This is a genomic window from Dickeya oryzae (assembly GCF_020406815.2).
GTDB lineage: Bacteria > Pseudomonadota > Gammaproteobacteria > Enterobacterales > Enterobacteriaceae > Dickeya > Dickeya oryzae.
Genome location: NZ_CP162670.1, coordinates 791,684 through 803,982 on the forward strand (window position 1 = coordinate 791,684; position 12,299 = coordinate 803,982).

Below are 12,299 nucleotides of genomic sequence, written 5' to 3' on the forward strand. Positions count from 1 at the left end.
ATGGAGCCTGTTGAAGATGTCGTGGGGTGCAACATTGACTGATACGTTACGCGTAAATGGAGAACGAGTGAGAGGACAAAGCCGTCTTGATCAGATTCTGGATTATCTGAAAAGCCATAATCTGGTGACGGTGGATGAACTTGTGACGGTCATTGATGCGTCCCCGGCGACCATTCGCCGCGATTTGATCAAGCTCGACGAGCAGGGCGTCATCAGCCGTAGTCACGGCGGGGTGACGCTCAACCGTTTTATCCCTTCTCAGCCGACCACCAATGAAAAGCTGCAGCGCAGCCTGGCGGAAAAGCAGGCCATCGCCCGGCGGGCGGCGACACTGGTGCAACCAGGAAATGCGGTGGTGTTGGATGCTGGTACCACCATGCTGGAACTGGCACGCAACCTGACGCATTTGCCGCTGCGGGTGATCACCGCCGATTTGCAGATAGCGCTGTTTCTCTCTGAATTCAAGCAGATAGAAGTGACGATCATCGGTGGACGTATCGACGATAGCAGCCAGTCCTGCATCGGCGAGCACGGCCGCCGTTTGTTACGCAGCGTCTATCCGGATATTGCCTTTATCAGCTGTAACTCGTGGAGCCTGGAGAAAGGCATTACCACCCCCACGGAAGAAAAAGCGGGTATCAAACAGGATCTGGGCATGAACGCCAGCCGTCGGGTGTTGCTGGCCGACAGCAGCAAATACGGCGCTTACTCGCTGTTTTGCGTATCTGCGTTGAATGAACTGACCGATATCATCACGGACAGCGGCCTGTCGCCAGACGTGGAGCGTCAGTTACGAGGTCAACCCTTTATGCTGCAACTGGTGAGTGTAGAAAGCCGCTGAACGGCGGCTTTCCTGTCGCTCTTTTTTCTTCATACTTTTTTTCTTCATACCTTTTTCTTTACGCTTTTTTCTTGCGTATGCCTTCGCGTTTCGATGCTTTTCAGCTCATGCGTCCGGCGACTTTGGTTGCCGGAAATCGGCATATGTCCCGTCGTCATCGTGTGTCAGGATAGGTGTTTATACCAGCAGGCAACTAAGGAGATGACGATGGGGATTACCCGCCTGAATCACGCGGTGCTGTATGTGTCCGACGTGGAGAAAAGCACCGCATTCTACCGTGATACGTTAGGGTTTCGCCCCAAGCCGGGCGGCAGTCAGGCCGTATTTACCCAGGCGGCGGAATCGGATAACGATCATGACCTGGCACTGTTCGCCAAAAATCTCGGTCAGCAGCGGGCTGGCGTGTTTCGCGCTCGCGGCGAGCAACCTGGCGAACATGAGCCACCGGCGGGCTTGTACCATTTGGCCTGGGAGGTGGATACGTTGCATGAACTCAAGCGGATTCGTGACCGGCTGGCGCAGGACGGACGGCTGGGGCTGGAGGAAGACCACGGCGTGCACAAAAGCGTATACGGCCACGATCCGGATGGCCTGCTGTTTGAGGTCACCTGGTTTATTCCTGCGGAGCAACTGACGCCTGCGGATCGTAACGCCCGAGGCATTCAGCCGTTGGATTTCGACAAAGAACTGGCGCGTTTTGGCTAACCGGGTATGACGGGCATAGGCTGAGGCATCTCAGCCTATTCAGCGGATGTGCCGCTTATTGATCCCATTTGGCTTTAGGCGGCTGATAAGACAGCGCTTTATCCAACACCGCTTCGGGGCTGTCTGAGACGATCAGCATGTCGAGGTAGGCCTGCTTCATGAAGCCATCGCGCACGGTGCGGGCGATAAAGTCGATAAAGCCGTCATAGTAGCCGTTAACGTTGAACAGGATGCAGGCTTTGTGATGCAAGCCCAACTGCGCCCAGGTCCATTGTTCGATGATCTCTTCCAGCGTACCGGCACCGCCCGGCAACGCGATGAAAACATCCGCCAGTTCAGCCATTTTCGCTTTGCGCTCATGCATGTCTTCGGTGATAACCAGTTCAGTGAGCGTCGGGTGCGCCAGCTCCTTGTTCACCAGATGCTTAGGGATAACCCCGGTTACCTGACCACCACAGGCCAGTGCCGTATCCGCCACCAGTCCCATCAGGCCCACTTTGCCACCACCGTAGACAATGCCAGCGTTTTGGCTGACCAGATAGCGGATGAGGGATTGCGTCTGTTGCTGATAAATCGCGTTGTTACCGGGAGCGGAACCGCAAAATACGCCGAACTTCAACATAGTATTCCTTCTGTGGCCTGAGTTGATCGATGCTGTCTGTCAGATGACGGCGGGAGCGAGTGTGCTATGCCTTCGCACGATGAACCGGAGCGTTGTCGCGCTATCAGCATAATCGAAACCGGTATGAGGGGCTATCGGACGATAATCAGAACGTGAGGCGTTGGGACGTGGTGCGATGAAGAAATAGGTGAGCCTGACGGGTTGCCCGGCGATACCGGGCAACCTGATGACGACTTACTTCCTTACTTACTCGCTTACTTCATGCCAGCCGCGATGGTATCGACATTGTGTTTGAACGCTGCCGTGTAGGTGGCGGCGGGGCCGTTGCTGTCGGTCAGCGCTTCCGGGTAAAGCTCGCCACCCGGCTGTGCGCCGCTGGCATCGGCGATTTGTTTCACCAGACGTGGGTCGGTCTGGTTCTCGATAAAGTACAGTTTCACGTGTTCTTTCTTGATCTGATTGATCAGTTTAGCCACGGTTTTACTGCTGGCTTCCGACTCGGTGGAGTAGCCCACCGGAGACAGGAAACGCACCCCGTAGGCAGCAGCGAAATAGCCAAACGCATCATGGCTGGTCAGTACTTTACGTTTCTCTTTCGGGATGGCGGCAAACGTCTGGGTGGCGTAATTATCCAGTTGCTGCAACTGCTGGATGTAGCTGTCGCCCTGTTTACGATAATCGTCGGCGTGCTCCGGGTCTGCTTTGACCAGGGCATTGACAATGTTATGGGCATAGACGATGCCGTTTTTCATGCTGTTCCAGGCGTGCGGATCGGTGATGGTTTTCCCATCTTCTTCCATTTTCAGTGTTTTGATGCCGTTAGACGCGGTAATCACCTCACCTTTGTAGCCTGAGGCTTTCACCAGACGGTCCAGCCAGCCTTCCAGCCCCAGCCCGCTGACAAAGACGACGTCCGCCTGTGACAGGGTTTTGCTGTCTTTCGGCGACGGTTCAAATTCATGCGGGTCACCATTCGGTTGCACCAGGTCGGTGACGTGAACGTATTGGCCGCCAATCTGGCCGACCATATCGCCCAGTACCGAGAAACTTGCCACCACATTCAACTCTTTTGCCATTGCCAGTGGACTCAGTAACAGGCTGGACAGTGTCATAACCAAAATGGAACGTTTCATCTTTTCCCCTTCATCTCGTTGCCATGCAAAACCATTACGTGTCAGCGACGTGTGCGTAACATGCCGCCATTAGAGCCAAACAGTACCGAAAAGCAGAAAAATAGCGTGGTGGTGAGAATGACCGCCGGACCTGCGGGCAAATCCGCGTAATAAGACCAGGTCAGCCCCACCAGGCTGGCGCAGGCACCGATACCCACTGCCGTTAGCAGCATGATGGGCAGACGTTGACTCCAGAAACGAGCGCAGGCGGCCGGTAGCATCATCATGCCGACGGCCATCAGCGTGCCGAGTAACTGGAAGCCCGCCACCAGATTCAACACCACCAGCGACAAAAACAGGCCGTGGATCAGCGCCCGCGAGCGGCGCGACAGAATTTTCAGAAAGGTGACGTCAAACGACTCGATCACCAGCGCCCGGTAGATCAAGGCCAGTACCAGCACCGAACAGGAACTGATGGTGCCAATGGTGATAAGCGCACTGGCGTCGATAGCCAGAATAGAACCGAACAGCACGTGCAACAGGTCGACACTGGAGCCGCGCAGCGATACCAGCGTGACGCCCAGCGCCAGCGAGCCGAGGTAAAACCCGGCGAAACTGGCGTCTTCTTTCAGTTCGGTATGGCGGCTAACCACGCCAGACAACATGGCCACCGCCAGCCCGGCGATGAAACCACCGACCCCCATAGCGACCAGCGACATGCCCGATATCAGGTAGCCGATTGCCACTCCCGGTAACACCGCGTGCGACAGTGCATCGCCGATCAGGCTCATCCGGCGCAGCAGTAAGAAACAGCCGAGCGGTGCGGCGCTCAGGGTCAGCGCCAGGCAACCCACCAGCGCCCGACGCATAAAACCGAAATCGCCAAATGGCTCGGTCAACAGATGCAGTAACATCATGGCACCAGCCTCAGTTGCGGCGGCGTGACTACGGCCGTGGGGGCATGCAACACATCAGGACTTTCACCCCAACGATGGCCTTCTGTACTGAGCATCAGTACGCGGGGAAAGTGGGCTTTCACCTGTTCCAGGTCATGCAGCACCGCCAGAATGGTGCGTCCTTCCTGATGCAACTGCCGGATAACGGCCAGCAGGGTGCGGGTAGTCTGGGCATCGATACCGGTAAAGGGTTCATCCAGCAGAATAACCGGCGACTGCATCACCAGCAGTCGGGCAAACAGTACGCGCTGTAACTGGCCGCCGGAAAGCGTGCCGATGTGCGCCGGTGCGAATTCCGTCATGCCGACGGTATCCAGCGCTTCGGTGGTTTTTTTTCGCCACGCACCGGAAATACGGCCGAACATCCCGCAGTGCGGGACGCACCCCATCAACACCAGGTCGTTAACGCTCAGTGGAAACTGGCGATCAAATTCGGTCAGTTGGGGCAGGTAACCTAACTGGCGTCGTGCCTGCGGTGCCATACAGAAATGACCGCCCAGTGGTGGCAACAGACCGGCCAGCGTTTTAAGCAAGGTGGATTTGCCTGCGCCGTTCGCGCCGATAATGGCGGTCAGCGAACCGCTGTCAAAGCATCCGTCCAGCGTACCCAGCGGGGGCTGGCCCGAATAACCAAATGTCAGTGAATGTAATGCGATCATGCCAGTGCCACCGCCCAGGAAATCAAACCCCATAACAGCACCAGCAACACACCGGCGATACCCAGCCGGGCCACAGCGGAAAAAGCGTAAAGACTGGTCACAGTATCCTCCATCAGAATCGTTATAATATAACATAACGATTTTATGCCAGTCGATGAGAGGTAAGAAAATGTGTCAGGGCCTCTGCGGCGACAGGTGATGAGGCGAGCAGGCTGGCAGAGGGCGTCAGGTTAGCGTTTGAGGCGAGGGAGGTTGCTGCTCACCCCTTTTTGGCCTGCCGCGACAAGGTGGGTGAGTGACTCTGCGGGATTACATATTTTGTCGCATTTTATTTTTTCACTTTGCCACATGCAGGAGGATTCTCGTTGTGCGTTTTTTTATATAGCGAATGGAGTGAGTGTGAGCAAGCGGATAACGTACCCGTGTGTCTGATATTGGGATGTTGGGCAAACCAGTGTCAGGCATCACGAACGCATCAGGGATAGAGCGCGTAACCGTGCAGCGCAATCAGCCGTGCGCCGTCCAGTGCATCACCATCAGGTGGTGACAGCCGTTGCTGCCAGCTTTCTGTCAGCCAGGGGCGAATATGCAACCCAATGCTACCCATCAGCGACAGGCGTGGCAGGTCATGGGCCGCTACGGCGGCCAGCAACCCTTCCACCTCGCGGGCGGTCTGTTGCAGCAGGCTGATTGACAGCGCATCGCCCTGACGGGCGCAGTCAAACACCGGCCGGGCAAAACGAGCGTAGTCACCCGGCCTGGCTTGATTCAGCCAGGTCGCTGCGTCCGCGTCGTTATCAAACGGCAGCGTCTGTTGCTGACTTAACGCCGATGGCGTCGCCCACCCTTGTCTGACGCCCCACAAGTGTTGCAGGGCCGCAAGCCCGAGACGCGCGCCGCTACCCTGATCGGAAATCGGAAATTCATGGCCGCCGTAGGCGGTGATGGTGCGTTGATGCCAGGCCAAACCGCAAGAGCCGGTGCCAGCGATCACGACCCCGGCGTCGTTCCCCCGGTTCACCGCCAGACAGGCACCCAGCGCATCGGTATTGAGCACCTGTGCGGCATCAGGAGAAGGCAGTGCCAGAAATGCCTGATAAGCGCGGCGATGTTCGGCACCGGCCAGCGCCAGGCCGACGTGTAAACGCGCGCGATCCTGCGACGGTAGCCCGCTGTGCTCCAGCGCCTGCAACAACGCGTCATCCACCGCGTGACGTACCGTTTCCACGCCCAGTAACAGATTGGCGCGACCACCCACACCCTGTCCGAGCGGCGTGCCGTCAGCCCGATAAATGCGCGCCCGACACCCGGTGCCGCCGCCGTCAACACCGGCATAAAGTACTTCCCCGGTATAAAGTGTGGCGGTCATGAACGGGCCTCCTGGCTCAGGTAAGGCAGACACGCCGAGGCCAGCGCACCGCTAAAGCAGACTTGCTCCGGCGCGTGTTCTGCGATGTCTGGCAAGCGCAACAGCAGCGCCAGCTCGTGGGCGCAGCGTTGTAATAGCGATACGGCCAGCGGGTCAGCAGGGTGGGCGAGGATATCGGCCGCCAGCGTGGCGTAGTCACTGGCCTCGGCCTGCTTTGACCACTCGACGACTTGATCAATCTGGTGATTGAAACGGGCAAACAAGGTACTGACCAGCGGGGTGAGCGGCGTCATGCCCTCGACGGCTTGCAGCATGGCTTGTACGCCCCACAGCCCAAGCCGCGCCTGACTGGCCGGGTCGCCCACGGGAAACAGGTTGCCGCCATAGTGCTGCAACCGACCCTGCCGCCAGCATAGCAGCCGGGTGAAGGTGCCGGTGACAACCAGAAAGCGGTCTTCATCCGGCCACCGTTGCTGGCAGAACGTGTATTCCGTCTGCCAGTCAAACGGGACGTCACCATTGAGCGGCAACGGAACCAGTGGATGTGTCATACCGTTACTGCGCTTTCTGTTGCTGCCGGTTGGCGGCAATCGTCTGGTTAAGCCGTTTCACGTCGTTTTCCGTCAGGCGCAGATACTCGTCGTAGGAAACCTGATTGTTCAGGTATTGCGTAAAGCGGGTCAGGATAATCGGGTACAGTTCATTGCCGCCCAGACTCTCCATTTTTTCCCAGTCGAAGACATACGCCGGGATTTTGGCGATTTCGGCACGTGCGGTATTCAAGCCGTCGATCACGTGCTGATCCTTGGTCTGATAGTGCAGATCGGGAATATCGGCACCGACGATAATATTAAAGCGCTCGGCGATTTCACGCTGAATAGCATCGCTGCCCAGCCACTCCATGAATTCCGCCACTTCTTTCGGATGCTTGCTGGTTTTGAACGGCATAATAAAGGTGGCACCGCCCATTGAAATGCATTTTTCCTTGCAGGGGGCAGGGAGCATTTTCCAGTCGAAGCCATTGCCGATTTGCTTGCTGAACTGGTTTAACTGCCAGTTGCCGGAGAAATAGGTGACGATGTTGCCGTTCACAAAGTCGTCTGCCATGCTCTTGTATTGTCCACCGCCTGCCGCTCCCCACATTTCACGCGGGAAAATCCCTTCGTCTGACCATCGTTTCAGGTCTTTGATCCACGCCTGTGCGGCCGCGTCGGGGAAATTAATCAGGCCATCTTTGTCGTAACGGGTACCGTAGGAATACGCCGGGCCGGAGAACCGAAAGCCACTGCGGTCAATGGTAAAAGGAATGGCGACACCGGTTTTGGCTGCGACCTGTTTTGAGGCCTGCATCAGTTGTTCCATGGTGTAACCCGGTTGCGGCAGTGGCACACCGGCTTGCTGGAACAGCGTCACGTTAACGAACGGTAAGTCGGCCGTCCAGGAGGCGACAAAACCCGGCAGGGCGTTGTCTTTGTGCACCCCTTTGATACGCATGATTTTTTCAATACCAGCACCGTAGCGTTTTTCAAATCCGGCCGGGTCAGCCAGATAAGGACGCAGGTCGAGGGTGTAGGAGAGCAGGCCCATCTGGGTGGTTTTGGCGATATCCGGCCCCAGACCGGCGGCCAGTTGCATCGGCAACTGGGTTTGCAGCGCGTTATAGCCGGTGCTGACAAAATTCACGTCAATATGATCGTTATGTTGTGAAAACGTCTTCACCTTCTGTTCCATGAAATGGACCAGTTCCGGGTCGTCGTCGCTGTATAAAAAAGTAATCTGTGTTTTTTCAGCGAAGGCATGGCTGCTGGCAAGGGCACCCAGCGTCATGAAGGAAAATAACAGTGCGTGCTGATAGCGATTCATCATTCTCTCCCACCCATTATAAATAGCTGACCCATCATGGGTCAGGTTGCAGGTGCATTGGCATTATTGACCGATGATTCCAGGTATATATCGACGACCCTAAAGTGCGAATGCAAATTTGCATGAATAAGCCATTCAGCGGCTTATCATGAACAAAAATGATGTTCTTTTCTGTGAGGCATATTAAATATATTTCGATAGTACGCTGAGTCAACGTCTTTTTGTGATAAGAATCGCATATTGTTCACGCGATAATTTACTCTATAATGCAAAAATACGATGTTAAGTGCAAATTGCCTAATTATGCAAATTTGCATTAATTGCGTGCTTATACTGAGCCGGGTAGTGAAAAAGCGTCGTAAACTGGCAGTGGAAAATAGCATTGCGCCAAATAACGGCAGAGGGGTGCACAGTAATAGTGCAAATAACCGAAACAGTGCAAATAAATACCTTCAGGTATTTCTGGGTTATTAGTTTTTTCTTATTGAATAATACATTTTTGCTATTTCATTTATACCTTTGTGCGGTAACAAGGAATCGCCATGAATATCGGTTGGGTGTTAAAGAAAAATAGTGTGATTAACCGGTTTATGATTACCGAGCTGGAGGAGAATGATTATCCTGCAGAACCGGATACGTTACCGGATAATGTTAACTATCGTTTTATTAATGGCTTTGTCGATGTCGGCGTATTGCCTTGTCGGGTGCGTTTTCTGCGGGAAACGGCACCCCGTGCGATTAGCCTGCCGGAATCATTGCGTTTTCACACGCTGTGGAGCGGTGGCGATGACAGCCAGTCCGTCAATTTCAGCGATTTCTGGCCGTGCCCCGCCCATGTGCAACGCTTCGCCCGTTGCTATGTGCATAGCGACAGCCTGCAAGCGGCCCCTTTCCTGCTGTCTACCTGCGGTGGCGTAACCGTATGGCTCAATGGCAAGCAGATTTGCCGTTTCACGCCGTTTAGTCGCAATACCGAGCAGCAATGCGAACTGACACTGCCCTTGCAATTAGGGCTGAATACGCTGGTGGTGCATGCTGAAGAACTGTGTGAGCGTGATACCGATTACCTGTTCAGCCTGCGCTATGTCGGTGAAAGGTCGCTGCGCTGGCAGGTTGCGCCGGATGCGGCCTGTAGTGAGCGCATGTGGGCGTTGGATCGCTGGCTCAACAGTGTGTCGCTGGTCGATAACCTGACCGACGGTGATGTGCTGACTCTGCGTGCTGATACACCGCTGCCGGACACGGTGGAACTGCACCACCATCTGCTGTGCAACGTCAACGAATCGGTGCCTCCCTGGCAGCAGCAGTCAACACTGGCGGCAGGGAATACTGGCTGGCAGGTGACACTGCCGGATGGGTTGGTGGGGTATTACGATGTGGTATGCCGTGTCGTGTGCCACGGCATCACCCTGACGCGCAGCCTGAGCTTCGGCCGTTTGCCGACGCAAACGATGTCGATGCACACCACGCCCGCACTGTCGACGCTGGCGGCCAGACGCGATTACCTGTTACGCCACATCGCTTTGCACGGTTTCGAGCGCATCGGTCGGGTGCTGGCCGCTTTTGCCACGGGCGAAGGGACAGACCGCATCATGCCTGCGCTCAACAAGGCGCTGCATAAAATCAGTCGCCGGGAAGATTGCGCCGATTTTCAACTTGTGCCGCTTATCTGGCTGTGGCAACGCTATCAGGGCCAGCGACTGGCGGCCCATGACTGGCGGCGCGTGCGCAGCGCGATTCTGGGCTTTCGTTACTGGATAGACGAACCGGGCAACGACACCATGTGGTTTTGGAGCGAAAACCACTGTCTCTGTTTCCATGTCGCGCAATATCTGGCCGGGCAAAACTTTCCTGATGAGGTGTTCGTGTGCAGTGGCCGTCGGGGGCGCGAACAGCAGGCTATCGCCCGTCAGCGACTGGACAACTGGTTTGACGCCATTCTGGAACACGGGCTGGTGGAGTGGAACTCCGCGGCGTATTACCCCATTGATCTGATTGGGCTGGTGGCATTAGCCGAACTGGCCAGTGATGACAGCCTGCGCACCCGCGCCCGTACGGTGATTGACCGTATTATGCTGATGACCGCCTGGGTACACCAAAACGGTGTGGCGGTTGGCACCATGGGGCGGGCTTACGATAAAGAGCTGCGCTCCGGCATGTTGACCGAGTTGTCCGGGTTGTGTGCGCTGGTCTGGGGCGAAGGGTGGCTGATTCCGCATTGTGCCGCGCTGCCGCTGTTGTGCCTGAGCCAGTACCAACCGCCCGATGAAACGTACGCTATCGCCCAGTGGCAGTCACCGCAGGGCGCGCAGGCGCGCTGGGTGCAGGGGCTGAACCGCAGTGCCCGCGTCATCGCCTGGAAACAGCCGGATGTCGCGTTTTCTTCCGTGTTCGATCACCACCCCGGTCAGCCGGGGCATCAGCAGCATGTGCTGGATATTCGTCTGGGTCGTCATTACGCCGCCCGACTGTGGGTTAACCATCCCGGTGAAGATCGCCCCGATGGTGTCCACCGCCCGTCGTACTGGGCGGGGAATGGCCGCCTGCCGCATGTGATGCAGCATCGCAATCGCGCCTGGATGATTTTCGACTTACAGCAGGATCTCCGCCACTGGACCCACCTTTACCTGCCGCGCACCGCACTGGACGACGTGGTGGTGGAGCCGAACTGGTGCTTTGTGCGTGGTGGTAACGGCTACGCGGCGCTGCATAACCCGGCGGGGCTACAGACCCATACACCGGACGGCGGGCAGCCGGATAGTGAATTGCGCGCTATAGGGGAGCGCAACGTCTGGTACATCGCGGTGGACAGCGGCCAGGGTGCGGCGGATTTTCAGGCGTTTATCGCGCGTTTCCGCCACCGTCAGGCGCAATGGGCGGATGACGGCGGCGTCGCGTTTGACGACCCGGATTACGGCCTGATGCACTGGCATCCCGCACAGGGTTTTACGGTTAATCATCATCCTTTCATCTTTCCCGACACGGTGTCGGTAATGCCTGAGCGTACCGAGGAGGATCGGTAACATGACAACACAATCAATAAACAGATCCGCTGACAGTCAGCCGATCGATGCGCTGCTGGACAAGGTCGCACTGGCGTTTTGTCGCCTGAAGGCTATCAACAGCGTGACCGATGGCGCACCTACCCACGAGACGCTGACCATCCAGTTCGAAGAATGGGACTGGGAGGTGGGCGTCGGGCTGTATGGCTTTTGGAAACTGGCGCGCCAGCGGCAGGATAGCGCCATGCTGGCGGCGCTTGAGCAATGGTATGAGCAAAAATTACAGGCCGGGTTGCCACCACGGCAAATCAACTCCACGGCACCGATGCTGGTGCTGGCGTTGTTGTGTCGTGATAACCCCAAACCGCACTGGCTGGCAGCGGTGGAAGAGTGGGCCGACTGGCTGCTGCATTCCTTGCCGAAAACCGAAGACGGTGGTTTCCAGCATACGGTGAAAGAACGCCCCAACACCGGCCAACTGTGGGACGACACGTTATTCATGGCCGGGCTGTTTCTGGTGGTCAGCGCCGGGGTGCTCAAACGTCGTGAACTGCTGGAAGAAGCGGAATACCAACTGCTGACCCACGCCCGCTATCTGGCCGATGCCACCACCGGGTTGTGGTACCACGGCTGGACGTTTTTGGGTCGCCATCATTACGCCGGGGCATTCTGGGGGCGTGGCAACGCCTGGGTCACGCTAGTGCTGCCGGAGATGTGCTGGCTGACGGATTCGCCATTGTCGGCACCGGTCCGCCGCACGCTGGAGGCGATCCTCACCCAGCAGACCCGTGCGCTGGCGCTCTGTCAGCACGAGTCCGGGTTGTGGCACACGCTGCTCAACGATCCAGACTCACCGCTGGAAACCTCTGCCAGCGCCGGTTTCATCGCCGGGATCCTGACGGCGCGTCAGCTTGGCATGCTGATGGACTTCCCGCAGGAGGTGCTGGATAAAGGGCTGACGGCGGTGATGGCGCAAATCGATGAACAGGGTGTGGTGCAAGGGGTGTCAGACGGCACCGCGATGGGCCACGACCTGCAGTTTTATCGTGATATCCCCAATGTCGCGGTGCCTTACGGGCAGGCGCTGGTCATGCTGATGCTGCTGGCGCAGCGACATTCTGTTTGAAAAACAGAGCTGGGTTTGAAAACAGAAACAGGTTGAGGAAACGG

Annotated in this window: 11 protein-coding genes; 4 read left to right on the plus strand and 7 right to left on the minus strand. The window is 56.8% G+C overall.

Annotated elements, in window-relative coordinates; translation table 11 throughout:
- Positions 1 to 16: 16 nt before the first annotated feature.
- Positions 17 to 841: a DeoR/GlpR family DNA-binding transcription regulator gene (locus LF929_RS03375; RefSeq protein ID WP_016940560.1), complete on the plus strand. Its 825-nt coding sequence runs from the start codon at positions 17 to 19 to the stop codon at positions 839 to 841.
- 207 nt (positions 842 to 1,048) lie between these two features.
- A complete protein-coding gene (locus tag LF929_RS03380; RefSeq protein ID WP_038908992.1) occupies positions 1,049 to 1,546 on the plus strand; it encodes a VOC family protein in 498 nt (165 codons plus the stop codon).
- A gap of 55 nt (positions 1,547 to 1,601) precedes the next feature.
- Here LF929_RS03380 and LF929_RS03385 read toward each other — a convergent pair whose 3' ends face one another.
- The 7 genes from LF929_RS03385 to LF929_RS03415 all read right to left on the minus strand — a co-directional run bounded on the left by LF929_RS03385 (position 1,602) and on the right by LF929_RS03415 (position 8,130).
- Positions 1,602 to 2,168 (minus strand): TIGR00730 family Rossman fold protein, encoded by a 567-nt coding sequence (locus tag LF929_RS03385; protein ID WP_038908991.1) that lies wholly within the window; start codon positions 2,166 to 2,168, stop codon positions 1,602 to 1,604.
- 254 nt (positions 2,169 to 2,422) lie between these two features.
- A complete protein-coding gene (locus tag LF929_RS03390) occupies positions 2,423 to 3,301 on the minus strand; it encodes a metal ABC transporter substrate-binding protein (RefSeq protein WP_038908990.1) in 879 nt (292 codons plus the stop codon).
- Positions 3,302 to 3,342: 41 nt separating this feature from the next.
- Positions 3,343 to 4,197 carry a metal ABC transporter permease gene (locus tag LF929_RS03395; protein WP_038905620.1) on the minus strand — a complete coding sequence of 285 codons (855 nt, stop codon included), beginning with the start codon at positions 4,195 to 4,197 and terminating at the stop codon, positions 3,343 to 3,345.
- Positions 4,194 to 4,895: a metal ABC transporter ATP-binding protein gene (locus tag LF929_RS03400; RefSeq protein ID WP_226092526.1), complete on the minus strand. Its 702-nt coding sequence runs from the start codon at positions 4,893 to 4,895 to the stop codon at positions 4,194 to 4,196. Before LF929_RS03400 ends, LF929_RS03395 begins: the two co-directional genes overlap by 4 nt.
- A gap of 475 nt (positions 4,896 to 5,370) precedes the next feature.
- Positions 5,371 to 6,264, minus strand: coding sequence for a BadF/BadG/BcrA/BcrD ATPase family protein (locus LF929_RS03405; RefSeq protein WP_226092525.1), 894 nt, complete (start codon positions 6,262 to 6,264; stop codon positions 5,371 to 5,373).
- Positions 6,261 to 6,815 (minus strand): glucosamine kinase, encoded by a 555-nt coding sequence (locus LF929_RS03410; RefSeq protein WP_226092524.1) that lies wholly within the window; start codon positions 6,813 to 6,815, stop codon positions 6,261 to 6,263. The genes LF929_RS03405 and LF929_RS03410 overlap by 4 nt, the downstream gene beginning before the upstream one ends.
- 4 nt (positions 6,816 to 6,819) lie before the next feature.
- Positions 6,820 to 8,130 carry an ABC transporter substrate-binding protein gene (locus LF929_RS03415; RefSeq protein WP_226092523.1) on the minus strand — a complete coding sequence of 437 codons (1,311 nt, stop codon included), beginning with the start codon at positions 8,128 to 8,130 and terminating at the stop codon, positions 6,820 to 6,822.
- A gap of 539 nt (positions 8,131 to 8,669) precedes the next feature.
- Here LF929_RS03415 and LF929_RS03420 point away from each other — a divergent pair.
- Positions 8,670 to 11,150: a hypothetical protein gene (locus LF929_RS03420; protein WP_226092522.1), complete on the plus strand. Its 2,481-nt coding sequence runs from the start codon at positions 8,670 to 8,672 to the stop codon at positions 11,148 to 11,150.
- A gap of 1 nt (position 11,151) precedes the next feature.
- Positions 11,152 to 12,255, plus strand: coding sequence for a glycoside hydrolase family 105 protein (locus LF929_RS03425; protein ID WP_226092521.1), 1,104 nt, complete (start codon positions 11,152 to 11,154; stop codon positions 12,253 to 12,255).
- Positions 12,256 to 12,299: the final 44 nt, after the last annotated feature.